Genomic DNA, 25322 nt, shown 5'->3' with positions numbered 1-25322 from the left:
AGACAGCGATCAGGCTTGCAGATCGGCAACCATCTTTGCCAGTTCGCCGTTCTGGTACAGCTCGCCGACGATGTCCGAACCACCGACAAACTCGCCCTTGATATAGAGCTGGGGGATGGTCGGCCAGTTGGCGTATTCCTTGATGCCCTGGCGGATCTCGTCGTCAGCCAGCACGTTGACCGAAGCGAACTCCACGTTCACCGCCTTCAGGATGCTCACGGCCTTGGCCGAGAAACCGCACTGCGGGAAGGTCGGCGTACCCTTCATGAACAGCACGACGGGGTTGTCGGTAACGGTTTGGCGAATTTTTTCTTGGGTATCCATGACATTTCCTTGCCGATAGCAGACCGCCCTTTGGTGCTGATCTGCAAATAGTCGATTAATTCAGTCAGGTATTTTACGCGGTGCATTGGGCGCTAAGCAAGCGAGGTTTGGATTTGCGGTGCCTGGGTATCGTTCCCGTCACCGCCATTCAGTCAAAACAAGGACAGGCTGCGGTGCCCTACCTGGGTCTGCTCAAAGGCCAGCAACGCCTGCTTCAGCGGCAGGCCGCCGGCATAGCCGGTCAGGGAGCCATCGCTGCCGATCACCCGGTGGCACGGCACGATCAGCATGATGGGGTTGCGGCCATTGGCGTGGCCGACGGCACGCACCGCCTTGGCGTTGTCCAGGGCCTTCGCCTGTTGCAGATAGCTGCGGGTTTCGCCGTAGGGAATCGCCAGCAGTGCCTGCCAGGCGGCCTGCTGGAAGGCGGTCCCATCGGGCGCCAATGGCAGGTCGAACTGCCGCAATTCGCCGGCGCAATAGGCGGCCAGCTGCCGGCCAACCTCGGCCAGGAGGGCCGGTGCATGTTGGCCCTCCAACGCGGCCCGGGCTTCGGCGTCCCGGGCGGAACTGAGGCTCAGCAAGGCGCCCGCCTCATTCGCGGTTGCGACCAGCCGTCCGAAGGGGGTATCGAAGGCGGCCCAGTTGATCCGCTTGTCCATGGTGCTCCCGCTGTGCGAAATGACTATTTCGCAGTCTAGCGCGTCGGCGCACTGCCGGACTCGCGTAAATCGGCCCTGATAATTCAGCTCGGGTTAACCCGAAAAGGCTTGCAATGCCGTTCAAGTAGTCAGCAAACCCGAACGGCCAAGGAGCCTGCCATGAACAAAGTCTTGTTACCCCTCTTGCTTGCCACCGCCTCGCTGGCGGCCTTGGCAGAACGCGGCAATCTGGTCGATCTTCAGGTCGAGGACCGGGACGGCCGCGACTACCGGGAATACCGCGCACGCGGCCAGAACTGGGTGGCTGGCGAAGACGGCGAGCCCTACCAGCTGCGTCTGCGCAATCGCGGCAACGAGCGGGTACTGGTGGTGCTGTCGGTCGATGGTGTCAATGTGGTCAGCGGCCAGACTGCCAGCTACCAGCAGACGGGCTACGTGCTCGAACCCGGTCAGGACACGGTCGTTACCGGCTGGCGCAAGTCGCTGGGCAGCGTGGCGCGCTTCTACTTTACCGATCTGGGTGACAGCTACGCCGCCCGTACCGACCGGCCGGACGATATCGGCGTGATCGGCGCTGCGGTCTTCCGTGAAAAGCGCTACAGCCCGCCGCCGGTGCAGTACAAGTCCGATGCGAACGGCCGTCCCCCGATGGCCGGCATGCGCGCGGAGTCGGCCTCACCGGCTCCGAGCCTGGGTACGGGCCATGGTGAGATCGAGAGATCGAACGTGCGACGGACCGAGTTCGAACGCGCCAGCAGCCGTCCGGCGGAAACGCTGGCCATCCGCTACGACAGCCGCCGCAACCTGGCCGAGCTGGGCGTGATCCCTGCTCCGCGCTGGCGAGATGGCCCCAACCCCTTTCCACAGCAAGGCTTCACCCCGGATCCGCCCCGCTACCGATAAGGTGCTCAACCTGGATCACGGCGACCGGCTGAGCCGGGCGCTGTGACATCTGCGCAGCCTCGTTCGGCTTTGATGGGTCCTATCCCCTGCCGACGCAGGGACGTCTCGCTGATGCTCGTTCGCATGAGGCGCCTGTCGCAATCAAAGAGGTGACCGGCAAATCAGTGAAGGTACACGATGTGCGGGGAAAGGCTCAGCCCGACAGAAAACCGCCACTGACGCGATCCAGGCCAGCCAGGTCGGTCCAGCTGCGCGCATCGTGAAAGCCGGCGGCCTTGAGCAGGGTCCGGCTGGCGTCCCCCTGGTCGTAGCCATGCTCGAACAGCAACCAGCCACCGGGCTGCAGGTGCTGCCGGGCACCGCCGATGATACGGCGGATATGTGCCAGCCCGTCGGCCTCGTCGGTCAAGGCATTGCGCGGCTCGAAGCGCAGGTCTCCCTCGACCAGATGGTGATCACCCTGGGCGATATAGGGTGGGTTGGAGACGATCAGGTCAAAGCGTTCGTTGGTGAGTGCGGCGTACCAGTCGCTTTGCATCAGTTGCAGTGGCGTGGCATGCCGATCGGCATTGCTGGCGGCGACCGCCAGGGCGGCCGTGGAGATATCCACCGCCCGCATGTCCAGCAGTGGTCGATGTTTGCGCAACGCCACCGGAATCGCACCCGAGCCGGTGCCAAGGTCCAGTGCGCTACTCGGGGTGTCCAGCGGAATACGCTCCAGTGCCAGTTCGACCAGCAGTTCGGTTTCCGGTCTCGGGATCAGTACTGCCGGGCTGACCAGCAGTTCCAGGCTGAAAAACTCGCGGGTGCCAATCAGGTAGGCGACTGGCTCGCCGGCAAGGCGCCGGGCCAGCAAGTCCCGGTAGCGTCGCACCTGTTCGTCAGGCACTTCGGCTTCGGGCCAGGCCGCCTGGCGGGTACGGCTCAAGCCGCTGACATGCTCAAGCAGCAGGCGCGCTTCCAGGACAGGCAGGCCCTGCTGGCGTGCCTCGGCAATCAGGGTCGTGACACTGGGGTTCATCGGCCGGCCCAGATAGGTCGCGCCGCCTGCGAGACCGATACGAACTGCTTGCGGTACAGAAACCCCTGTACGCAATCCACATCCAGTGCGCGGGCGAGAGCCAGGTCCTCGGGCCGTTCTATGCCTTCCAGTATCACCCGGCAGTTGCACTCGTGAGCAAAGGCGATCAAGTGCATCAGCGCCGCCCGGCTCTTGCTGTCGCGTGCCCGCGCCAGCCAGGAGCGATCGAACTTGAACCAGTCCACCTCCATCATCACGTCCAGCGAGATCATGGAATTGGGCGCACCGATATCGTCCAGCGCCAGCCGTATGCCGCGTGCCGCAAAAGCCTGGGCCAGCAATTGCGACAACTGGGCATCGGACACATCGGTGTTCTCGATGATCTCAACGACCAGCCCGGGCCGGCGCGCCATCAGGTTAAGCAGCGGGTCTTCGGGTTCATGGGCGGTCACGCCGTAGGCATCGGGATCAAGATTGACGAACAATTGCTCCGCGCCGACCGGCGCGTAGCTCAGTTGCAGCTCCTTCATGTCGTACTCGACCTGATAGAGGCTCAGCGGGCTGGCGTGCAGGGCATCGAACACTGCCTTTGGCGCCAGCGGCTGGCCGTCGGCGGCATAGAAGCGCGCCAGCGCCTCGTAGCCGATGACCTCATTGCAACCGAGTTCGATGATGGGCTGGTATTCCACGCCATAGCGCTGGTGGCGCAAGAGGTCGAGCAGCAGGGTAGCTGGCAGTCGAGGCGCCGTGGTGTGGACGCCGCGATCAGAAATGGGAGAGAACATTTGGTAATACTACCATCAGGGCTGCCTGCCAATTGATGACCAGCATCAAGTGACAGCCCATCTGTCAGGTCAGGAACACAGTCGCCAGACCCAGGAAGATAAAGAAGCCCATGCTGTCGGTCGCCGCCGTCAGGAAGACCGACGAGCCATAGGCTGGGTCACGGCCCAGTTTCTCCATCGTGAGGGGTACCAGCATGCCCACCAGCGCGGCAACCTGCAGGTTCAGCACCATGGCTGCCGTCATCACCACGCCGAGCGACACATCGCGGTAGAGCATGGCGGCGATCACCCCGAGTACCCCGCCCCACACCAGCCCGTTGAGCAGCGCGATCGCGTGCTCCTTGATGATCAGCCGGCGGGCGCTGGCAGGGTTGATCTGTCCCAGTGCAATGCCGCGGACGACCAGCGTTACCGTCTGGGTGCCGGTGTTGCCGCCGATACCCGACACGATGGGCATCAGCGCCGCCAGCGCCACCAGATGCTGGATCGTGCCCTCGAAGGCGCCGATCACCCGGCTGGCGATAAAGGCGGTACAGATATTGACTGCCAGCCAGGGCCAGCGGTTCTTGGCCGAGATCCAGACCGAGCTGAACAGGTCTTCGTCTTCCTTCAAACCACCCAGGCTCAGCACTTCAGCGTCGGATTCCTCGCGGATCACGTCCACCATCATGTCCACGGTCAGGCGGCCGATCACCTTGTTGGTGGAGTCGACGACCGGTGCCGACACCAGGTCATAACGCTCGAAGGCCTGCGCCGCCTCGCCGGCATCCTCGTCCGGCCGGAACATCACCACCTCGTGCGCCATGACCTCGGCTACTTCCTGCTCCGGGTCGGTGATCAGCAGCTTCTTGATCGGCAGCACACCCTTGAGGCGCTGATCGTTGTCGACCACGAACAGCTTGTCGGTATGGTTGGGCAGCTCTTCAAAGCGGCGCAGGTAGCGCAGCACCACTTCCAGGGTGATATCGTCGCGGATGGTCACCATGTCGAAGTCCATCAGCGAACCCACCTGGTCGTCGGCATACGACAAAGCGGACTGCAACTCCGCCCGCTCGTCCTCTTCCAGGCCGCCGATCAGCTCGCTCATCACGTCTTGCGGCAGGTCGGGCGCCAGGTCGGCCAGCTCGTCGGTATCGAGATGCTCGGCTGCCGCCAGGATCTCCTCGCGGTCCATGTCGGCCAGCAGGGTTTCCCGTACCGAGTCCGACACTTCCAGCAGCACGTCGCCCTCAATCTCCGGCTTGACCAGGCTCCAGGACATCAAGCGCTCTTCGAGCGGTAGCGATTCGAGGATAAAGGCGATGTCGGCCGGGTGCAGCTGCGCCAGCCGGCTTTCCAGCTCGGTCAGGTTCTGCTTGTGGACGATGGACTCGACCAAGTCGTGCTTGGGCATCTCCTGCTTGTGGACGAGGCTTTCCACCAGCTTGTGCCGATTGAGGATGCGCACCACCTGCTGCAGGGTTTCCTGCAGACTTTCCTTGGGTTTGGGAGCGGGTGCGGTCATACCATCAACCTCGAGTGCATAAAGTGCAAAAACAACGTACGACGGGGCTATCCACGCCGTGGCCGCGGGAATCTGGCCGACAGGCGGAACGGAGCAGTACTTCCGGCTGTCCAAAAAGCCGCGCGAGTGTAGCACGCAGGTGGCTTGAAACTGGGCTCGGCAGCCTTATCTAGGCATGATCACCTTCGTTGCTAGAGGCCGTGCGCTCGGCCCCCGCAATCGACTATCCTAAAAGCCCGGGTTACCGACCCAGACAGGTTCCATGCCATGAACGTCCCCCACCTTGCCACTGCCCTCACTGGCCCGCTGCTCGATCTGGAGCGCAAGATGCTGGCTGCCCAGACCGATATCGAAGCCTGGTTCCGCAGCCAGTGGCTGGAGCATGCGCCGCCTTTCTATGGCTCGGTGGATTTGCGCAACTCGGGCTTCAAGCTGGCACCGGTGGATATGAACCTGTTCCCGGGCGGCTTCAACAACCTCAATCCGGATTTCACGCCGCTGTGCGTGCAGGCCGTGCAGAGTGCGCTCGAGAAGATCTGCCCGGACGCCCGTCGCCTGCTGCTGATCCCGGAAAACCATACCCGTAACCAGTATTACCTGCAGAACGTCGCTTCGCTGGCACGCATACTCAAGCTCGCCGGCCTCAATGTCCGGCTAGGCAGCCTGAATCCCGAAGTCACCGAACCCACTACGCTGGAACTGCCCAACGGTGGCAGCCTGGTCGTAGAGCCCATCCAGCGCAATGGTCGCCGGGTCGGCCTGGCGGGCTTCGATCCCTGCGTCGTGCTGCTCAACAACGACCTGTCGGCCGGCATACCGGACATCCTGCGCAATATCGACCAGAGTCTCCTGCCGCCGCTGCACGCCGGCTGGTACGTCCGCCGCAAGACCAACCACTTTGCCCAGTACGACGATGTCGCCAACGAGTTCGGCGACATGCTCGGCATCGACCCGTGGTACATCAACCCCTACTTCGGCCAGGTCAGCCAGCTCGACTTCCAGACCCGCGAGGGTGAAGAGCGCCTGGCGGCCGAGGTGGACCGCATCCTCAGCCTGACCGCCGCCAAGTACCGCGATCTCGGTATCGACGCTGCCCCCTACGCCATCGTCAAGGCGGATGCCGGCACCTACGGCATGGGTGTGATGAGCGTGAAGTCGGCGGAAGAGGTCATCGGCCTCAACCGCAAGCAGCGCAACAAGATGGCCGTCATCAAGGAAGGCCTCGAAGTCAGCGATGTCATCGTGCAGGAAGGCGTACCGACCTTCGAGACGGTCGAGGATGCCGTGGCCGAACCGGTCGTCTACATGATGGACCGCTACGTGGTGGGTGGCTTCTATCGCGTGCACACCGAGCGCGGCAGCGACGAGAACCTCAACGCGCCGGGTGCCTACTTCAAGCCGCTGGCCTTCGATACCCCGCTTTCGACACCCGATTGCGATGGCAGCCCTGATTGCGCCCCGAACCGCTTCTACGCCTACGGCGTGGTTGCGCGCCTGGCATTGCTGGCCGCCTCGCGGGAGATCGAGACCACCGAGCCGCAGGTCGAGTTCACCGTCGCAGCCTGAGCCTGCTACACCGATTGTTGGCGTCGCCCGGCAGAGGTCGCCGTTTTTATATATAAAGCGACTTCCAACAATAAAGGGAGAGACTCATGGCTCACTGGCGCCCGCTGTTGCTGGCCTGTGTATTGTCGACGACGGTACTGGCAACGCCGGCCCCCGGCGACGGTTTTCCGAAGGAAGCCCGGGTCTATTTCATCGGCCTCAAGGACGGCGACGTGGTACCGCCGACCTTCAAGGTCAAGTTCGGCCTCAAGGCCATGGACGTGCGCAAGGCGACCGAGGATATCTTCGACCGCAAGACCGGCCACCATCACCTGCTGGTCGATATGGGGCCGATACCCCAGGGCGAGATCATCGTGTTCAGCGAGCACCATATCCACTACGGCAAGGCGCAGACCGAGACGACCCTGACCCTGCCGCCCGGTGAGCACACGCTGACCATGCAGTTCGCCGATGGTGCCCACATGTCCTACGGCCCGCAGCTCGCCGCGACGGTAAAAATTACGGTTAAGGCGCCGTAGCCGCCGCAGGGCAAGGGCTGACCGGAGGGGGGCAATCTAGCACTGGCCGCGACGCGATACGGTTCTATGCTTAAGCATCCCGCCGCTCACTGGGCGGGTTCCATGAGCGTGGTCGGCCTTGCGGGTCGCCATACGCGGTTTGCGTTGCGCCGGCCTGTGGCCGACGCGCGCAGTTTCCCCTGCCCCCGGGGCATGCTGCTACAGGAGTGTTGCCATGACGCTGGAAGAAATCTTCGACAAGGCTACCGGCCGTTTGCCCATGGTGCCCAAGGTCGTGCAGGAGCTGCTGGCCAGCTTCGAGCGGTCCGATGCGAACGTGGACGAGGTCGTCGAGCAGGTATCGCACGACCAGGTACTGTCGGCCAAGGTGCTGCGGCTCGCCAACAGCACCAAGATGAGCGGTGGCAAGGCGGTCAAGAGCATCGATGACGCCGTGGTGCGGCTGGGTTTCGACAACCTGCGCTTGCTGGTAGTGTCCTCGGGGATGTCCGGCATGCAGGTCGACAGCGCCGGCTTTGATCGCAAGGCGTTCTGGCTGAAGAGTTTCAAGACCGGCAACCTGTCGCGCTGGGCTGCCAAACTGGCCAAGCTCGATGGCAATACCGCCTATACCTGCGGTCTGCTGCACAATATCGGCGAGCTGCTGATCCACATCGCCGCACCGGGCGAGATGGCCAAGATCGACCGCATGGTAGTCGCAGGCACCGACCGCGCCCAGGTCGAGAACATGGTGCTGGGCGTGGATCTTGCCGCCGTCGGTGGTGAGCTGGCGCGCCGCTGGCAGTTTCCGGCCGAGATCCAGCGTGCCATCGCCCAGCATCCGAACCCGGCCGCGCATGAACAGTTCGAGCCCTACGCCGGGCTCGTGGCGCTGTCCAACCTGCTGGTCGCCCAGTTTGACGCCCAACTGACCAATGGCGACATCGCCGAGATGCTACCCGCCAAGTTACTGGCCAAGCTTGAGATCGATCCGACGGTCATGGTTGGTGAACTCGACAAGGCCCGCGCCTCCTGCGAGGGCCTGGAAGAATTGCTGTAACCCCTGCCACGTCGGGCGGGCCCAGGCCCGCCCCGTTTCCGACCCATGGCGACCGTGTTGCCGCCACCTGATAGCCCAACCATGCAGATAGCTTTCCTCGCCGACCCGCTTTCCAGCTTCAAGACCTACAAGGACTCCACGTTTGCCATGATGCGCGAGGCCGCCCGCCGCGGTCACACGCTGTATGCCTTTCAGCAGCAACACATGCGGGTGAACGCCGGCCGGGTCGTCGCCGACGTGCAGGCCATCACGCTGACCGGCGACGCCCACGATTGGTATGTCGCTGCACCGATAGAGACGCGCGAGCTGGCCAGCTTCAACGCCGTGCTGATGCGCAAGGACCCGCCGTTCGATAGCGAATATCTCTATGCCACCCATTTGCTCGAGCATGCCGAGCGACAGGGCGCGAAGGTCTTCAACAAACCCAGGGCACTGCGCGACTACAACGAGAAGCTCGCCATCCTGCGTTTTCCCCAGTTCACCGCGCCCACCCTCGTCAGCAGCCGTGAGGATGACATTCGGGCTTTCCTGGCCGAGCAGGGCGACGTGGTGCTCAAGCCGCTCGACGGCATGGGCGGCACCGGCATCTTCCGCCTGCGGCCCGAGGACCCGAATATCGGTTCCATCCTCGAGACCCAGACCCGCAACGGCAGCATCACGCTGATGGCGCAGCGCTATCTGCCCGCCATCAAGGATGGCGACAAGCGGGTACTGCTGATCGGCGGCAAGCCGGTGGACTGGTGCCTGGCGCGCATCCCCAAGGCCGGCGAGACCCGTGGCAACCTGGCCGCCGGTGGCACCGGCGTGGCACGCCCGCTGACCGACGCCGATCGTGCCATTGGCGAGGCCTTGGGCCCGCAGCTGTTAGCCGAGGGGCTGCTGCTGGTCGGTCTGGACGTGATCGGTGACCGATTGACCGAGGTCAACGTCACCAGTCCGACCTGTTTCCAGGAGATCACCGAGCAATCCGGCATCAACGTCGCGGGTCTGTTCATCGATGCCCTGGAGGCGGCGCTGGCCTGAAATAGCCGCCGCAAGCGCCTGGGCGACGGTCGCGCACTTGGTACGGTCGTGCAGCGGTTTTTCGCGCCACGCCTGCACGCTGCTAGAATCGGTCCCAACGCATTTGTTTGAGCCTCATCATGGTTGGAATCCTGCTGGTTACGCATTATGGCTTGGGCGAGAGTCTGGCCGAGTGCGCTGCCCACGTGCTTGGCCGTCCCCTGCCGCAGCTACGCTACCTCCCGGTCTATCGTTCGGATGACCCGGACGTGGTGCTGGAGCGCGCGCGCAAGCTATTGGGCGAACTTGATACTGGCGCCGGTGTCCTTGTTCTATCGGATATCTACGGCGGCACGCCTTCCAATGTCGCCTACCGTCTGATCGTGCCTGGCCATGTCGAAGCCGTCGCCGGCGTCAACCTGCCCATGCTGGTCCGTACCCTCAACTACAGCCACGAGCCCCTGGACGTCGTGGTGAGTAAAGCCGTCACTGGCGGGCTGGAAGGCGTGATGTACATGCTACCGCCCGCGACACAGGTATAACTGGAAGCGCATATGGCCCAACAAGAAGTCGAGATCATCAACAAGCTGGGCCTGCATGCCCGTGCCTCAAGCAAGCTGACCCAGCTCGCCAGCCGCTTCAAGAGCGAAGTCTGGCTGAGCCGCAACGGCAAGCGGGTCAACGCCAAGAGCATCATGGGCGTCATGATGCTGGCCGCCGCCAAGGGCAGTCGCATCAGCATCGATATCAATGGCGAAGACGAGGAAGCCGCCATGGCGGCCCTGGTTGAACTGATCGCCAACCGCTTCGATGAGTCCGAATAAGAACAGGTAGAAGCTGGAGGAGTCATCGCCATGACTATTACGCTACATGGCATCGGTATCGGTGGTGGCATCGCCATAGGCCGCGCCCACCTGCTGAGCCATACCGATCTCGAAGTGGCCCACTATGAGATCACGCCGGCCGAAGTGCCGGCCGAGATCGCTCGTTTTGACGCCGCCGTGCGTCTGACCCGCAAGGAGCTGGAACAGCTCTGGGGCAGCATTCCCGAGAACGCCCCGACCGAGCTCGGTGCCTTCCTGAGCCTGCACGTAATGTTGCTCAACGATCACACCATCAGTCGCGAACCGCGCGACATCATCTTCGAGCAGAGCTGCAACGCCGAGTGGGCGCTGAAGCTGCAACAGGATCGCCTGCTGGCCCAGTTCGACGAGATCGAGGAAGAATACTTGCGCGAACGGCGCAACGACGTGATCCAGGTGGTCGAGCGGCTGTTCAAGGCCCTGGCCGGCCAGGGCGGTGGCCACTACGTGCCACCGGACGACAGCAAGGAACGCATCCTGGTCGCGCACGATCTGTCGCCGGCCGACATGGTGCTGTTCAAGGAGGCCGAGTTTGCCGCCTTCCTGACCGACGTCGGCGGGCCGACCTCGCATACCGCCATCCTCGCCCGCAGTCTCGACATCCCTTCCGTCCTGGCGCTGCACCATGCCCGCCAACTGATACGCGAAGACGAAACCCTGATCATCGACGGTACTGCCGGCGTCGCCATCATCGACCCGAGCGAAACCATCCTCGCCGAATACCGCAAGCGCCAGGTCGCGCTGGCGGCCGAGCGCAAGAAGCTGCAGAGCATCAAGCGCACCGCCGCCGTTACCCGCGACGGCACCGCGATCGAACTGCAGGCCAATATCGAGACGCCTACCGACGTCGAACAGGCTTTGGGCAACGGTGCCATGGGCATCGGCCTGTACCGTTCGGAATTCCTGTTCCTGGGCCGTGACGACCTGCCTGACGAGGAGGAACAGTATCGCGCCTACAAGGCCGTGGTCGAAGGCATGAAGGGCCAGCCGGTCACCATCCGTACCATCGACCTGGGTCGCGACAAGATGCCGCGCTGGGCCGACGAGGAGACCACCTCGGCCCCGAACCCGGCACTCGGCATGACCGGCGTGCGGCTATGCCTCGCCGAGCCCCACCTGTTCCGCACCCAGCTGCGTGCGCTGCTGCGTGCCGGCCAGCATGGCAAGCTCAAGCTGCTGGTGCCCATGCTGGCCAGCCTTGCCGAGGTGAAACAGGTCCTGTTCCACATGGAACAAGCCAAGGAAAGCCTGCGCGACGACGGCATCGACTTCTCCGATGAGGTCGAGGTCGGCGGCATGATCGAGGTACCGGGTGCCGCCCTGACGGTAGGCCACCTGATGAAGAAGCTGGATTTCATCTCCATCGGTACCAACGACCTGATCCAGTACACCCTGGCGGTGGATCGTGGCGACGACAGTGTCAGCCACCTCTATGATCCCTTCCATCCCGCCGTGCTGCAGTTGATCGGCCACGTCATCCGTACTGCCGACCTGGCCGGCGTGCCGGTCTCGGTCTGTGGCGAAATGGCCGGCGATGTCCGCCTGACGCGTTTGCTGCTGGCGCTCGGCCTGCGGCGTTTCTCCATGCACCCTGCCCAGTTGTTGAACGTGAAACAGATCATCCTCAAGAGCGACCTGACCCAGCTGGCTCCGCTGGCACACGAGATTGAGACCGCGCCGGATGCCGACGCTGTCCGTGCCCTGTTGAGCGGGGTCGCCGCGTGAAGCAGCCACCCTATCGTCGTGCCCTGGTGATCAAGCTGCAGCATCACGGTGACGTGCTGCTCACCAGCCCGGTCGTCAGCACCCTGGCACGCGCCGGCATCGAGGTCGATGCCCTGGTCTTTGACGAGACCCGCCCCATGATCGCCGGCCACCCTGATCTGGCGCAGCTGCATGGCATCGTCCGCAACGGCCATCGCGCCTTTGGCCTGTGGGGCTGGATCAAGACCGAATGGCGCCTGCTACGCACCCTCCGGGAGCGTGACTACGACCTCATCGTCCACCTGACTAAGCGCCGCCGTGGAGCCTGGCTCACGCGCCTGCTCAAGCCACGCGTCTCGGTCGCGCCCGAGGCCCTGACCGACCGCTTCTGGCGCAAGAGCTTCACCCATCTCTACTACGAGCTGCAGGGTGAACGTCATATGGTGGAAGTGCATCTCGATGCCGTCCGCCGCGTCGGTGTGCAGCCGGTGCCGGAGTCGCGCCGCTTGAGCCTGGCGCTGGACGAGGCCGCCGTGAAGTTTGCCCGCGCGCTCCTGGCCAGCCACGGCCTTGAGCCGGGCGGTTATGTGCACATCCATCCCACGTCGCGCTGGATGTTCAAGGCCTGGTCGGCCGACAAGATGGCCATGGTCATCAACGCCCTCACGGCTGCCGGCGAGAAGGTCATCCTCACCGCCACCAAGGACCCGGAGGAAGTCGAGATGGTCGAGGCCATCAAGGCCCTGCTGGAGCGCCCGGTGGTGGACTTCACCGGCCAGCTCAACCTCAAGCAGCTCGGCGCCCTGATCGCCGACGCCAAGCTCTGGTTCGGCCTCGATTCCGCCCCCATGCACATGGCGGCCGCGCTCGGCACACCGACGGTCGCCATCTTCGGCCCGACCGGCGAGAACAAGTGGGCGCCGTGGATGGTGCCGCATCGCGTGGTTGCCAGCCCGGAATACGGCTGCCGCCCCTGCTTCCGTGCCGGCTGTGGCGACGGGCGGGTCAGCGACTGCCTGGTCAACCTGCCCGTTGAGCCGGCGCTGCGCGCCATCCGTGAGCTCTCGCTGGAGGTCGGTCGACCGATCGCCCTGGCTTGAACGGAGGGGACATGAAAAAAGCCGGCATAGCCGGCTTTTTTCATGAGGCGGTCTGTCGCGCAGCCTTGCGCCGTGCCCGCCAGCGCTTGGCCGCAAACCAGGGCGTCAGCAGCCAGGGGAAGGCTGCGTAGACCAACAGTCGCAGGCGGATCGCCAACGGCACGCCCTGCGCTGCCAGGAACAGACCCAGCTTGCTGCCCGCCCCCTCTGCCAGCAGGATGTCGTGGATGAACCGCTCGCGCTGGAGCTTGGCGGCGAAGGCCGCGTCCACCGCCGCCGCCTGCCCTGCCTGCCTGGCGGCATCCCATAGCAGCGGAATCTCGATCAGCGCACTGCGCGCCCCACGCAACAAGCGACGAGCTACATCCTCGGCCGACAGGCTGCGCTGCTTGGCCGAGAAGCCGCCACGCCGATAGCGCACCAGCGGCACGTCCAGGGTCAGCGCACCGCCGCTGATGATGGCGCGGAACACCATGATCAGGTCCTCGAACACCACCCCCTTGGGCAGGCCGCCAAAGCCCTCGAACACGCGCCGGGTCCAGGCCTGTGCGGCCCCGATCACATAGGGGGGCTTGGCCAGCCAGTCGGTGGCATTGTAGTAGTCGGCCAGCTGGTCGGGGTGGATGCGCTCATGCTCGACGCCCGCCTCGTCGATATCGACCAGTGCGCTGGCGATCAGGTCCAGCTTGCGGCCCGAGGCTTCCCACGCTGCCATCACCTGCTCGCAACGCTCAGGCAGCGACACATCGTCCCCGGCGGCCACGAACAGCATCTCACCCTGGCTCAGCTTCACCATCTGGTCGATATGGGCACCGATGCCCAGGTTCACCGGGTTACGGTTGAGGATGATCTGGTGCGGACCCTGATAATCGCGTACCGCTGCCTGCATGCGTGCGAAGGTGTCATCCGGCGACGCATCGTCAGACAGGATGATCTGCAGCGGCTGATAGGTTTGCGCCAGGGCACCGGCGATGGCGTCCTCGATGGTATCGGCCTGCCGGTAGGCAATCAGCAGCAGGCTGGCGAGCGGCCGCCCGCTGGCGGGTTCGCTCAGCGGTAGATCCATTGCCCGCCGCGCCGGTCCATATGCAGCGTCATGCCCGTCGCGGCCAATTCGGCTGAGCGCCATTGCCGTTCGCGCTGCTTGCGCACGCGTTTATAGGCTTGCCGGCCCCACCAGGAGAGCCCCAGCTTGCGGTAGAGATAGCGATGGTCGCCAAACTCGGTCACGCCGGCTTCGAGCTTCATGGCCTTCTGGGTGATGGAACCGAAGTGGTGCATGACCGCCTCGCCCACCGTCGCCATCTTGACGCCATTGCGCTGGCAGCGGAACAGGAACTCGGTATCCTCGCGGCCGAACAAGGCTCGGTCGGTATCGAGGAAGCCGATGCGATGGAAGACTTCGCGCCGCACGGCAAAGCACACGCCATGGAAGAAATCGGCCCGTTGCTGGCCGGCCATCTTCTGCACATAGTCGGCGGTAAAGGAGCGGATGTCGTAGTCGAGCTCGCCCTCGATCAGGGCCGTGCTCACCACCTCCACGCCCAGCCGTTCGGCCGCTGCAATGCTGGCCTCGATGGCATTGTGACCCATCACCACGTCGTTGTTCAGCAGCACCACCCATTCGCTGTCCCAGTGCAGCGCACCCTGGGTCCAGGCACCGCCACAGCCGAGATTCACCACATTATGCAGCGAGGCATACTGCGGATTGGCGGCCAGCCACTGCGGCGTCTCGTCACTGCTGCCGTTGTCGATGATCAGAATCGACGCTGCCTTGACGCCATTGGCGAGCAGCGATTCCACGCACTGCTGGGTGTAGTGCAGCTGGTTGAGCACCGGGATGATGATGCTGTACTTCATGCTTGTTCTCGATCAGGTTGTCAGCGCAGCAAGGCCGCGACCAGCACGGCGATCACCATCAGATAGATCAGGTGCAGATAGCGCCGTTGCCGCTTGTAACGCTGCGCATAGTCGAGCGCGCAACGCCGGCCGTATTCTGTCACGGTCTTGATCGGGTCTTGCAAGGCCTGGGCATACTTTTCGGTGTTATTTGCCACGATCTGTTGGTGTGACTTGTCAATCCGGCCGCATTTCAGCTGCTCGGTCGAGCGCGATACTGCCTGTACCCGGTAGATGTAGTAAGGGTAGTCGAGCCGATGCACCACCGCGTCGGCGTCGAGCATACGTACATACAGCTCCCAGTCCTCGTAGCCATGGACCATGGCCGGTGAGTAACCGCTGCTGCGTTCGAACAGGCTGCGCCGGTAGATCGAGGAATTGAACAGGCAGTTATGCCAGAGCAGGTCCTCATAGCGGTAGGGCGGTAGCCGCCAGACCGAACGCTGCTCACCAAAACGACGGGCGTGACTGTAGACCAGCGCGGTGGCGGGTGCCACCTCGAACTGGCTGACGGCGGCGGCCAGGTAGCCGGGATGAATCTGGTCATCGCCATCGAGCGGCAGGATCAACTCGCCCTGAGTCAGGCTGATACCCAGGTTGCGCGCCGATGCGACGCCGCCATTGGCCTTGTGCACATAGCGAAAGCGGCTGTCTGTCTTGATCCAGCCTTCAACCACGGCCGCGCTGTCGTCGCTGGAGCCGTCATCTACCACTACGCAATCCCAATGGGGATATTGCTGTGCGGCCACCGAGCGCAACGTGTCGAGTATGGACGCGGCCTGGTTGTAGCAGGGAACGATGACGGAAACCGTAAGGGGTCTGGACATGGGGTGTTGCGGGCTTTACCGAGAGGCTAGTGGCGAGCTTTTGGCCAACAGGGTTTGCAGGTCCATCCGGCGGCAGGATGGCGTATCGCTGCAATGGCGTAGCGCATCCAGGGATCGGCCGCGCCGCAGCATGTCGCGGAATATATCATTGACGGATCAATTGTCTGCAGTGCTTTGCATAGGGGATAGTGCGGATGGCGCAACGGCCGGTTGAATGAACCACGACGGTGCGCCCTGTCTAGACAAGTTGCACCAAAACAGGGCGGAATCAGTGTCAGAGGGTGGGCCCGCGTAAACCGATGGGATTGCCCCATGGGTCCAGTACCTGGCACATGGTCAATCCTTCCTCGATCGCCATCGGACCGCGGTAGGCTCGCGCGCCCAGCGCCAACAGTGCTTCCCGGCGTGCCGCGAAGTCCTCTGCCCACCAGTACACCACGGTACCAAAGGCGCCGCTGCCGACCTTGTCGTCGGCGCGCACCACTTCCAGCGCCACGCCGTCCACGTCCAGTTAGGCAAATTCGCTTCCCGGAAGTTCCATCCGGCGGGCAGACGGAAAAGCCTGCTGGTACCAGGCCAGGCCTTCCCGCCAGTCGGGCACGTGCACCAGCAGCGCAGCAATGCGCTGCCGGCTCATATATCGCCTTCGGCCAGGTTGCCGTTCTCTTCCAGCCAGGCCCGGCGGCTTGATGCCTCGCCCTTGCCCATCAGCATGGTCATGATGCGGCGGGTATCTTCCTCGATCGCATCGAAGTCGATCTGCAAGGTACGGCGCGTATCGGGATTCATGGTGGTATCGAACAGCTGTTCGGCGTTCATCTCACCCAGACCCTTGAAGCGGCTGATGCTCCAACTGTTCTCGCGCACCTTCTCCAGCCGCAGCTTGTCCAGCACGGCCTCCAGTTCACCATCGTCCAGCGCGTAGAACTTGCGCGGCGGCTTGCTCTTGCCCGAACCCGGCACGTCGATCCGGAACAGCGGTGGTTGGGCTATATGGATATGGCCATTCTTTACCAGTTGCGGGAAGTGGCGGCAGAACAGCGTCAGCAGCAGCACCTGGATGTGCGAGCCATCCACGTCGGCATCGGACATGATCAGGATCTTGCCGTAGCGCAGCCCGCTGAGATCGGACGGGCCATCCAGCTTGTGCGGGTCCACGCCGATCGCCACGGCGATATCGTGGATTTCGTTGTTGCCGAACAGCTCGTTCTGGTCCACTTCCCAGCTGTTGAGCACCTTGCCGCGCAGCGGCAGGATGGCCTGGAAGTCCTTGTCTCGACCCTGCTTGGCGCTACCGCCGGCAGAATCCCCTTCGACCAAGAACAATTCGCGGCGGCTCACATCCTCGCTGGTGCAGTCGGTCAGCTTGCCCGGCAGCACGGCCACGCCACTGGTCTTCTTCTTGATGACGGTCTTGGCGGCCTTCATGCGGCTCTGGGCCTGGCGGATCGCCAGCTCAGCCAGCTTCTTGCCGTAATCCAGATGCTCGTTCAGCCACAGCTCGAACGGGTCGCGCACCTGGGTGGAGACCAGGCGCAGTGCATCCCGGCTGGATAGCCGCTCCTTGGTCTGGCCCTGGAACTGCGGGTCCAGCACCTTGGCGCTGAGCACGAAGGAGGACCGGGCAAACAGGTCTTCCGGCAGCAGCTTCACGCCCTTGGGCAGCAGGTTGTGCAGGTCGATGAAATTCTTGATCGCATTGAACACACCGTCGCGCAGGCCGGTTTCGTGCGTGCCGCCAGACGGCGTGGGGATCAGGTTGACGTAGCTCTCACGGGCGATGCCACCCTCCTCGGTCCAGGTAATCACCCAGGCCGCACCCTCACCGGTCGAGAAGCTCTCGTTCGCTTCGGTGATATAGCGCTCGCCCCGGAACAGGGGCACGATCAACTCGGCGTCCGCCAGCTGTTCGTTCAGGTAGCCCGCCAGGCCGTCCGGATAGGTCCAGCTCTGGGTATCGCGGCTGCCGTCCTTCTTCTCGATGATCAGGTTGACCGTGATCCCGGGCAGCAACACCGCCTTGGAGCGCAGGATATGCGCCAGCTCTCCCATGGGAATGTTGGGCGAGTCGAAATACTTGGGGTCCGGCCAGCAGCGCACGGCGGTGCCGGTGTTCTTCTTGCCCACGTCCTTCAGGACAGCCAAGGGCTCGATCACGAAGCCATCGCCAAAGGCCAGCGCATGCTCGGCGCCATCACGCTTGACGCGCACCTCCAGCCGGGTGGACAGCGCATTGGTCACGCTCACGCCCACACCGTGCAGGCCGCCGGAGAAGCTGTACGCGCCGCCATCCTTCTTGTTGAACTTGCCGCCGGCGTGCAACTGGGTGAACACCACCTCCACGGTAGGCACGCCCATCTCGGGGTGGATGCCGACCGGAATGCCGCGCCCGTCGTCGGATACGCCGATGGAGCCATCCTGGAACACCACGACCTCGATGGTCTTGGCGTAGCCTGCCAAGGCCTCGTCAGCGGCGTTGTCGATCACTTCCTGGATGATATGGAGCGGGTTCTCGGTGCGGGTATACATACCTGGCCGGTGTTTAACCGGTTCCAGGCCCTTGAGCACCTTGACGGAAGATTCGTCGTATTGCGGAGCGGCGGCCATCTTGGTTTTCCTTGCAGCAGATGGCGCGGAGTCTAGGGGGGAGTGCGGAGACGGGCAAGCTTCGCTGTGTCGACTATCGTTGTCATCGAGCGACAAGCTGCCTGCAGCAAGGCTCGCAGGGGCTGTGACCGGGTAGACGACAAGGCGGTGATCGCCGTCCGCTCAGCGCATGCCGCCGCTGAGAACGATGCCGAACTCCCGACCAGGCTCCACCCCCAGCGTCGGCATCAGCGTATCGGCGCTGCGCAGCTGGCGGATCGCATCAGCGTCTACCGGCTTCTTTTCATCCTGGTCATCCAGGAAATTATCGGTCAGACCGAGCGAGGCCTTGCCCAAGGCGGAGCGGGCGGTACGCATCAGAAAGTTCTGCTTGGCCTGCGCGCCAACGCCGGCCAGCAACAGCTCACGCGCCGTCTGGGTCCAGACGATAGGGCTCTTGAGCCCGGATCGGGCGTCCTTGTCCACCGCAAAGCCGCGGACCGCCCGCGCCAGCACCTCCTTGCCCTCAGCATCGAAGCAGCGCAACACACGGGGATTGATATTGACGCGCTCGGCGGCCAGATTGGACCAGGCATCGGCCTCGAACAGGCATTCGGTGTACTTCGCATCCAGCCTGGGCAGGCGGCTCAAATCATTGATACGCAGGATCAGCGGGGTGGGCAATACCGCGCCATCAATGCCGGAAGCCACATCCGCACCGATGGTGACCGCGACCGGAATGGCCTTCTGCCACATGGGCGGCGGTGCTGCAGGTACTGGCGGTGGCGGGTCGGCAGCCAGGCAAGCGGTCGCCAGGACGAGCAAGCAGGGCATGACGAGATAGCGCATGAGGCACTCGGTTCAACGCATTGAACACAATTCATACTAGCCCATCACCCGGCTTGCGTCGGATTGACGCAGGGTCGGGCTGGCTGCATGATCATCAGCATGAACTTCCCACTTATCACTACCACTACTACCACCACGACCGCGACAGGCGGGCGTGAGGTCGGCACGTGAGCGTCAGCTAAAACGTATACACCCCAAGGCCCCGCCAGCAATGGACGGGGCCTTGTCGTTTCTCCGTCCCTGTTGGCACACGACAAGGAGAAACAGCATGTCCCAACCCGCACTTCAGCGCGCTGCGCTGCTGATCATCGATATGCAGGTCGGCTTGTTCCATGGCCCGGAACAGCCATTTGAAGGTCCGCGCGTGCTGGCCAACATCAACCGGCTGATCACTGCGGCCCGAGACGCAAACGCCCCGTCTTCGCAGTCCGCCATACCGGGCCGGACGGCTCCCCAATCGACGCGGGCAGCCCGTTCTGGCAACTGCTGCCGACGTTGTCGATCGATCCTGCCCGGGATCATCTATTCAACAAGTCACGGCCCAACTGCTTCCAGGCGACGGATCTGGCGGCGCAGCTGGCTGCCCTGGCGTGTGACACGCTGGTCATTACCGGCATGAAGACGCAGTACTGCGTCGACACGACCTGCCGTGCCGCAGCGGACCTGGGCCTGAAGGTGGTGCTGGCCGCTGATGCTCACACCTGCATGGATACGCCCGCCCTGTCGGCCGCTGCCATCATCGCGCACCATAACGCCACGCTGAACGGCTCCTTCGCCACCTTGGTGCCGACGGTGGAAATCCATTTCCAGGTGCTGCCAGTGCTTGAGCGGTAAATAGAAAAGGCCCTCGGTTTGCCAAGGCCTTTTCGTTTTGCTGTGCGTTGTCCGGCCACGGCATGAACATGACCAGACAGAAAAGCAAAAGGGCCTCGCCGAAGCGAAGCCCTTTAAAACTGGTTGCGGGAACAGGACTCGAACCTGTGACCTTCGGGTTATGAGCCCGACGAGCTGCCAACTGCTCCATCCCGCGACAGAGAAAAAGATTATGGAGCATGAACCGACATGCGTCAAGCACTACGACAGAAAAAAGTCTAATCAGCCCAGTTTACCCAGCCGCTGTACGCCGTCAGCAACACCACCAGACCAAAGGCGATGCGGTACCAGGCAAAGGCCACGAAGGTATGGCTGGCCAAAAAGCGCAGCAGTGCCCTCACGGCGATCAGGGCGAACACAAAGCTCGCCACAAAACCCACGGCGAACAGCACCAGGTCATTGCTGTTCAGGCTATGCCAATGCTTGAGCAGGCTATAGAGCGATGCCGCACCAAGCACCGGGATGCCAAGCAGGAAGGAGAACTCGGTCGCCGCCTGACGCGACAGACCAAAGAACAGGCCGCCAATAATGGTGGAGCCAGAACGCGAAGTGCCCGGTATCAGGGCCAGACATTGCGCCAGCCCCACCTTCAGCGCATCGCGCGCACTCATGTCCTCGAGCCGCGCCACTGTCACCTTATGCTGCCGCTTCTCCGCCCAAAGAATGATCACGCCGCCCACGATAAAGCTGATGGCGACGGCAACCGCATTGAACAGCACGGCCTTGATCTGCTCGCCGAACAGCTTGCCCAGCAGCAGGGCCGGGATCGCAGCGACCACCAGGTTGATCAGCAACTGCCGGCCCGGCCCCGGTTCACGCGCATGGCGCACGGCGTCGATCAGCCGCGTCTGGTACTGCCAGACCACGGCCAGGATCGCGCCGAGCTGGATGAAGATCTCGAATACATCGCGCTTTTCCTTATCGAGAAAACCCAGCAGGTGGCCAGTCAGGATCAAATGGCCGGTGCTGGAGATAGGCAGGAATTCGGTGATCCCTTCGACGACGCCCATGATGAGCGCCTTGAGCAGCAGGAGGAGGTCCATCCAGTTATACCGTGGGCAGGAAAATCGCGATTATAAGCAGCTTGTCTTCACTCACTCTTAAAGCGGGCAAGACGAAGCCGGGAAATGCACTTTATATATTGTCGGGTGAGGAGCAAGGAGGTTTGGCTTGCCGGCCGACTGAGCTAGACTGAGATCAAGCCGGCGCAGAACGGTTCAACCCGGAATCCACCCTGATGATCAAGCGCATCTCTTCGGCCGAACTGCGTGTCGGCATGTACATCCATGATCTGGCTGCCGACTGGTCACAACATCCCTTCATGCGATCCGCCTTTCCGGTCAAGACGGACAAGGAAATCGAGACCATCCTCGGTTGCGGCATCCCCGAGGTCTATATCGATACCGAACGCGGTCTGGATGTGCCTGACGCCCCCACCCAGGAAGAAGTGCAGAGCGCTCTGCAGGCAGAGATGATCGCCATCGCCGAGAGCGAACCGGCGCCGCGCATCCGCATCTCCACGGTCGAGGAAATGGGACGCGCCAAGGCGATCAAGAACCAGGCCGCCAACCTGGTGCGTAGCGTCATGGCCGATGTCCGGCTTGGTAACGCGGTGAATATGGAAGCCGTCGAGCCGGTGGTCGCCGGCATCACCGAATCCATACTGCGCAATTCCGGCGCCCTGATCGGCCTCATGCACATCAAGGACAAGGACGACTACACCTTCCTGCATTCGGTCAGCGTCTGTACCTTCCTGGTCGCCTTCTGCCGTTCTGCCGGGCTGGACCCGGAGACCACCCGCCAGGCAGGCCTCGGCGGCTTACTGCACGATACCGGCAAGGCCCTGGTGCCGGACGCCATCCTGAACAAGCCAGGCCGGCTGACCGACGAAGAATTCGACATCGTCCGCCGCCATCCGCGAGACGGCTACGACATCCTGCTCAAGACGCCCGGCATCGGCGAAATCCCGCTCGACATCACCCTGCACCACCATGAACGGGTCGATGGCTCTGGCTACCCGGACAAGCTGCCCGGTGAGCAGATCAGCACGCTGGCCAAGATGGCCGCCATCGTTGATGTCTATGACGCCATCACCGCCGACCGGGTCTACCACAAGGGCATGCCGCCGACCGATGCGCTACGCAAGCTGTTCGAATGGAGCAAATTCCACTTCGACCCCACCCTGGTCAAGGCCTTCATGCGCTGCGTCGGCATCTATCCGGTTGGCACTCTGGTTCTGCTGGAAAGCGGCCGGCTCGGCATCGTGACCGAACACAACGAAGAAAGCCTGCTGCAGCCCAAGATCAAAGTGATCTTCGATACCAAGAAGGGCTACCTGACCCCGAGCGAGGTTGATCTGGCCCGCCCCATGGGCAAAGGCGGTGCGGACAAGATCATCAGCCATGAGAGTCCGTCGAAATGGCGGATCGACGTGCAGCGATTTATGTAGTCGCTCTTGCTGTTGTGAAGGCTTGATACTTTAGATCGGGCGCCCGGGAGACGCGGGCGCTAATTGGCAGTTGATGCTCCAGCGCGCATCGCTTTTTTATGTCCCACTCTCCCCGCGCTCGCCCAAGGCGAGAGAGCCTCGCTGACGCTCGTCAGTGGATTCCGATACTCATATATAACGCCCAAGACGTCACCACCCCGTAGGGAGGCGGTGCCCGAAAGCGGTGGGTCGGGACAAGGACTTCGATCTGATCTTTATACAGAGGCCGCATTGCCGCCAACATGGACCCATCCGTAGGGCGCAATCCCCGAAGGGCATTGCGCCGTATTCCTGCGAGCAGCATCAACTGGTCGGCTTGTATTCGCTGCCGGATGATAACCATCCCGCTCAGCGCAGCGCCTTCCACCAGATTCGCGCGCCGTACGTTCCGTAAGTGATGATTCAGGGAAAGCACACCCAGTCCGATCAGGCTTGGGCCGGGACCAGCGCTATCGTCTCAGCCGAACTTAAACGCTTACCAACACCTGAAAACTCCCCGTCTCGCGCTCCAGCCAGCCAAGGTACTGCATGGCGCCGTCGCGGCTGCTGCCACACATTTCGGCATCCGGTTGCAAGCCGCCGCACACCGCCGGGCGGCGTGGGTCGCCAAAGATCTTGCAGCGCAGGTCTTCGTCGAGCTGTATGCAGGGCACTCCGGCCGGCTTGCCATTGGGCATGCCGGGGATGGGCGAAGAGATGGAGGGGGCGGTGCAGCATGCGGCACAGCGGGGGCGGCAGGTGAGGCTCATACGGCTTGGCAGCCGCAGGATCAGCGCGGCGGGTAAACGGGCAAGCCTTTGATTCTACAGTAATATGGCAGATGCCGCTGCTCAGTGGTTCAAGTCGTCGTGGTCTTCCGCACTGACCGGGTCGAAGTAGACCACCTGGTTGCGCCCGGCCCGCTTGGCGATATAGAGCGCCTGGTCCGCCTGCTTGAGCAGCACCTCTAGCGTCATCTCCTCGGGTCGGCAATGCGAGCTGCCTATGCTCACGGTGACAAACAGCGGTGAACCGTCCGCCAGCAGGATGGGGGTGGCCGCCAGGCTGTTGCGCAGGCGCTCCGCCACTTCCCGCAGCAGGGCGTCGTCATTTTCCAGCAGCAGGACAGCAAACTCCTCGCCACCAATGCGGCCGAACACATCGGTCTCCCGCAGCTGCGTCTGCAATCGATCGGTAAACGCGCGCAGCACCTGGTCGCCGGCATCGTGGCCGTAGCTGTCGTTCACCAGCTTGAAGTGGTCGATATCCAGCAGCAATAGACATAGCCGATGATCGTAGCGTCGTGCCCGGAACCACTCCTGCTCGGCCCGTTCCATGAAATAGCCTCGGTTGGCGATGCCGGTCAGCGGATCAACCGTGGCCTTGTACCACAACGTTTCCTGCGCTGCCTTGCGTTCGCTGATGTCCTGCAGGCTCAGGAAGTAAGCCGGCTGGTCTTCGTATTCGATCAGCGAGCCCGACAGTTCCGCCCAGAAATGGCTACCGTCCCGGTGCCGGAACTTCAGCTCATAGTTGCTGACCACCTGTCGTTCGGCCAGTTGTGCCACGATATCGGCGTGGTGCTCGGGCCGCAGGTAGAGGCTGGGCAGATGTAGGCCGACCAGGGTTGCCGGCGTCTTGCCACATAACTGTTCGGCCGCCTGATTCGCGCGCACGATCACATCATCTCTGGCCCGCACCAGTAACAGGGGGCGGGAGATCGTCTCCAGGGCTCGCAGGATGTGCGCATCGCGCTCTGCCATGCGGTTTGCGCTCAGTTGTACCGCCAGCGCCAGCTGCGCCTCTCGCCAACCACGCCAGGCCATGGCCACGCCAAACAGCAACAACATCAGGTAGGCCGCCGCATAGGCCGCTGCCTTGAGCCGCCAGTCGTTCAGGTAATTGTTCTCCGGCAGGCCCACCAGCACGATAAAGGGAAAATTCTCCAGCCGCCGGAAGCTCACGCCGCGCTCCACCCCGTCATAGGCCGAGAGCCAGACCATATAGCCGTTGCTTCGCCCGTTGACCCAGCGATCAAAGAGCTCGGCCTGGGCGACCGGCTTGCCGATTGCCTGGTCCACCTCGGGGTAGCGAGCCACCAGGGTCAGATTGGTATCGAGCAGGGCAAAGGCGCTGTGCTCTGGCGCTTCCAGCCGGCGCGCCAACTGGTTGAAATACTCCAGCGTCACCGTCGCGGTCACCACGCCGGCCAGGCTGCCATCGTCCCGGGGGATCCGCCGTGCCACCACAAAGCCCAGGTCCCGGCTGCCGGGCAGGGTGACGGGCTTGGAAAAAACCAGTTCCTGCCCGGGGTTGCCCCTGAGCTGCCGCCACAGCGCGTACTGGTTGGTATCGGCGGTGGTGATCCGTTCCGCGGTGATCGACAGTTGGCTATCCGGTGACAGGAAGGTCATGGTGTCGACCTGGGACAGGGTCGACAGTTTTTCGTCGAGCAGGGCGTGCAAGGTCTGACGGTCGGCGGCCGGCATATGGACCATATTGCCCAGCATGGCCGGCTCGACCTTGCCAGCCAGATCGCGCAATACCAGGTCGGTCTCGCGAAACGCGCCGTCGAGCTGCTCCTTGAGCAACATGGAGAGGTTTTGTGCCGCCAGTTGCGATGCAGCCCGTGCATCGCTGTGCGATTGCTGCAACTCCCAGCCTATCAGGCCCGCCACCAGCAGGCCCGCCAGAGCGAGCCAAAGCAACAGCTTGCCACGCGCCTTGATGAACGCAGGCAGGTCCCGCCGCAACGGGAGAGCCGGATCAGGACTGGGCGCGAGGCCGGACATGGAGATCGATGGGCATAGGGCTACCTCCAGTATAGAGG

24 protein-coding genes, 1 tRNA gene and 1 pseudogene are annotated in these 25322 nt (G+C 63.1%); 11 read left to right on the top strand and 15 right to left on the bottom strand.

From position 1 onward, the window contains the following. Positions 1–9: 9 nt before the first annotated feature. Positions 10–324 carry a glutaredoxin family protein gene (grxD, locus tag ACYVHK_RS17635; RefSeq protein ID WP_460534762.1) on the bottom strand — a complete coding sequence of 105 codons (315 nt, stop codon included), beginning with the start codon at positions 322–324 and terminating at the stop codon, positions 10–12. Positions 325–476: 152 nt separating this feature from the next. After that, complete coding sequence (locus ACYVHK_RS17630; RefSeq protein WP_460534760.1) at positions 477–986, bottom strand: methylated-DNA--[protein]-cysteine S-methyltransferase; 510 nt, start codon at positions 984–986, stop codon at positions 477–479. Between the two features lie 159 nt (positions 987–1145). Between ACYVHK_RS17630 and ACYVHK_RS17625 the strand changes: the two genes are divergently transcribed. Beyond that, on the top strand, positions 1146–1889 hold the full coding sequence (locus ACYVHK_RS17625; protein WP_460534758.1) for a hypothetical protein: 744 nt from the start codon (positions 1146–1148) through the stop codon (positions 1887–1889). 193 nt (positions 1890–2082) lie between these two features. On the opposite strand, the gene prmC is transcribed toward ACYVHK_RS17625, so the two are convergent. The 3 genes from prmC to mgtE form a co-directional block, all read right to left on the bottom strand. After that, positions 2083–2910, bottom strand: coding sequence for a HemK/PrmC family methyltransferase (gene prmC / locus ACYVHK_RS17620; RefSeq protein WP_460534756.1), 828 nt, complete (start codon positions 2908–2910; stop codon positions 2083–2085). Next, a complete protein-coding gene (locus tag ACYVHK_RS17615) occupies positions 2907–3695 on the bottom strand; it encodes an EAL domain-containing protein (protein ID WP_460534754.1) in 789 nt (262 codons plus the stop codon). The genes prmC and ACYVHK_RS17615 overlap by 4 nt, the downstream gene beginning before the upstream one ends. Positions 3696–3759: 64 nt before the next feature. Then, positions 3760–5199, bottom strand: a complete 1440-nt coding sequence (gene mgtE / locus ACYVHK_RS17610) for a magnesium transporter (RefSeq protein WP_460534752.1) — start codon at positions 5197–5199, stop codon at positions 3760–3762. Positions 5200–5466: 267 nt separating this feature from the next. Between mgtE and gshA the strand changes: the two genes are divergently transcribed. The 8 genes from gshA (at position 5467) to rfaQ (ending at position 12991) form a co-directional block, all read left to right on the top strand. Beyond that, positions 5467–6765, top strand: a complete 1299-nt coding sequence (gshA, locus tag ACYVHK_RS17605; RefSeq protein ID WP_460534750.1) for a glutamate--cysteine ligase — start codon at positions 5467–5469, stop codon at positions 6763–6765. 86 nt (positions 6766–6851) lie between these two features. Further along, positions 6852–7283: a DUF4399 domain-containing protein gene (locus tag ACYVHK_RS17600; RefSeq protein ID WP_460534748.1), complete on the top strand. Its 432-nt coding sequence runs from the start codon at positions 6852–6854 to the stop codon at positions 7281–7283. A 214-nt stretch (positions 7284–7497) separates the two neighbouring features. Next, positions 7498–8322, top strand: coding sequence for an HDOD domain-containing protein (locus tag ACYVHK_RS17595; protein WP_460534746.1), 825 nt, complete (start codon positions 7498–7500; stop codon positions 8320–8322). Positions 8323–8403: 81 nt separating this feature from the next. Then, a complete protein-coding gene (gene gshB / locus ACYVHK_RS17590) occupies positions 8404–9345 on the top strand; it encodes a glutathione synthase (protein WP_460534744.1) in 942 nt (313 codons plus the stop codon). 119 nt (positions 9346–9464) lie between these two features. Continuing rightward, on the top strand, positions 9465–9866 hold the full coding sequence (locus ACYVHK_RS17585; protein ID WP_460534742.1) for a PTS sugar transporter subunit IIA: 402 nt from the start codon (positions 9465–9467) through the stop codon (positions 9864–9866). Between the two features lie 12 nt (positions 9867–9878). Further along, complete coding sequence (locus ACYVHK_RS17580; RefSeq protein ID WP_460534740.1) at positions 9879–10148, top strand: HPr family phosphocarrier protein; 270 nt, start codon at positions 9879–9881, stop codon at positions 10146–10148. Positions 10149–10178: 30 nt separating this feature from the next. Further along, on the top strand, positions 10179–11912 hold the full coding sequence (gene ptsP / locus ACYVHK_RS17575; RefSeq protein WP_460534738.1) for a phosphoenolpyruvate--protein phosphotransferase: 1734 nt from the start codon (positions 10179–10181) through the stop codon (positions 11910–11912). Continuing rightward, positions 11909–12991, top strand: a complete 1083-nt coding sequence (gene rfaQ, locus ACYVHK_RS17570) for a glycosyltransferase family 9 protein (protein ID WP_460534736.1) — start codon at positions 11909–11911, stop codon at positions 12989–12991. Before ptsP ends, rfaQ begins: the two co-directional genes overlap by 4 nt. Positions 12992–13031: 40 nt before the next feature. Here rfaQ and ACYVHK_RS17565 read toward each other — a convergent pair whose 3' ends face one another. From ACYVHK_RS17565 to ACYVHK_RS17540, 6 genes are all read right to left on the bottom strand, one after another. Continuing rightward, positions 13032–14057 (bottom strand): glycosyltransferase family 2 protein, encoded by a 1026-nt coding sequence (locus ACYVHK_RS17565; RefSeq protein WP_460534734.1) that lies wholly within the window; start codon positions 14055–14057, stop codon positions 13032–13034. Continuing rightward, complete coding sequence (locus tag ACYVHK_RS17560; RefSeq protein ID WP_460534732.1) at positions 14042–14851, bottom strand: glycosyltransferase family 2 protein; 810 nt, start codon at positions 14849–14851, stop codon at positions 14042–14044. The genes ACYVHK_RS17565 and ACYVHK_RS17560 overlap by 16 nt, the downstream gene beginning before the upstream one ends. A 20-nt stretch (positions 14852–14871) precedes the next feature. Further along, the gene (locus ACYVHK_RS17555; protein ID WP_460534730.1) at positions 14872–15717 is read right to left on the bottom strand and encodes a glycosyltransferase family 2 protein; all 846 of its coding nucleotides are present in this window, start codon (positions 15715–15717) and stop codon (positions 14872–14874) included. 274 nt (positions 15718–15991) lie between these two features. Beyond that, positions 15992–16201: a VOC family protein gene (locus tag ACYVHK_RS17550; RefSeq protein WP_460534728.1), complete on the bottom strand. Its 210-nt coding sequence runs from the start codon at positions 16199–16201 to the stop codon at positions 15992–15994. 149 nt (positions 16202–16350) lie between these two features. Then, a complete protein-coding gene (parE, locus tag ACYVHK_RS17545; protein WP_460534726.1) occupies positions 16351–18324 on the bottom strand; it encodes a DNA topoisomerase IV subunit B in 1974 nt (657 codons plus the stop codon). Positions 18325–18486: 162 nt separating this feature from the next. After that, entirely contained in the window at positions 18487–19152 is a 666-nt protein-coding gene (locus ACYVHK_RS17540) for a TraB/TrbI/VirB10 family type IV secretion system protein (protein ID WP_460534724.1), read from the bottom strand. A gap of 211 nt (positions 19153–19363) precedes the next feature. On the opposite strand from ACYVHK_RS17540, the pseudogene ACYVHK_RS17535 reads away from it, so the two are divergent. After that, positions 19364–19986, top strand: a pseudogene (locus ACYVHK_RS17535) (isochorismatase family protein). A gap of 120 nt (positions 19987–20106) precedes the next feature. Here ACYVHK_RS17535 and ACYVHK_RS17530 read toward each other — a convergent pair. Together ACYVHK_RS17530 and ACYVHK_RS17525 are read right to left on the bottom strand one after the other, a co-directional pair. Continuing rightward, positions 20107–20182, bottom strand: a tRNA-Met gene (locus tag ACYVHK_RS17530). Between the two features lie 61 nt (positions 20183–20243). Further along, positions 20244–21068 (bottom strand): undecaprenyl-diphosphate phosphatase, encoded by an 825-nt coding sequence (locus ACYVHK_RS17525; protein ID WP_460534722.1) that lies wholly within the window; start codon positions 21066–21068, stop codon positions 20244–20246. Between the two features lie 194 nt (positions 21069–21262). Between ACYVHK_RS17525 and ACYVHK_RS17520 the strand changes: the two genes are divergently transcribed. Beyond that, positions 21263–22474 carry an HD-GYP domain-containing protein gene (locus ACYVHK_RS17520; RefSeq protein ID WP_460534720.1) on the top strand — a complete coding sequence of 404 codons (1212 nt, stop codon included), beginning with the start codon at positions 21263–21265 and terminating at the stop codon, positions 22472–22474. A gap of 506 nt (positions 22475–22980) precedes the next feature. Here ACYVHK_RS17520 and ACYVHK_RS17515 read toward each other — a convergent pair. Both ACYVHK_RS17515 and ACYVHK_RS17510 read right to left on the bottom strand, forming a co-directional pair. Beyond that, positions 22981–23262, bottom strand: coding sequence for a YkgJ family cysteine cluster protein (locus ACYVHK_RS17515; protein WP_460534718.1), 282 nt, complete (start codon positions 23260–23262; stop codon positions 22981–22983). An 81-nt stretch (positions 23263–23343) separates the two neighbouring features. After that, the gene (locus tag ACYVHK_RS17510; protein ID WP_460534716.1) at positions 23344–25284 is read right to left on the bottom strand and encodes a sensor domain-containing diguanylate cyclase; all 1941 of its coding nucleotides are present in this window, start codon (positions 25282–25284) and stop codon (positions 23344–23346) included. Positions 25285–25322 lie beyond the last annotated feature (38 nt).

The organism is Chitinimonas naiadis, from assembly GCF_054780835.1.
The sequence above is the reverse complement of the archived record's forward strand: the minus strand, read 5'-3'. Positions and strand labels throughout refer to the sequence as shown.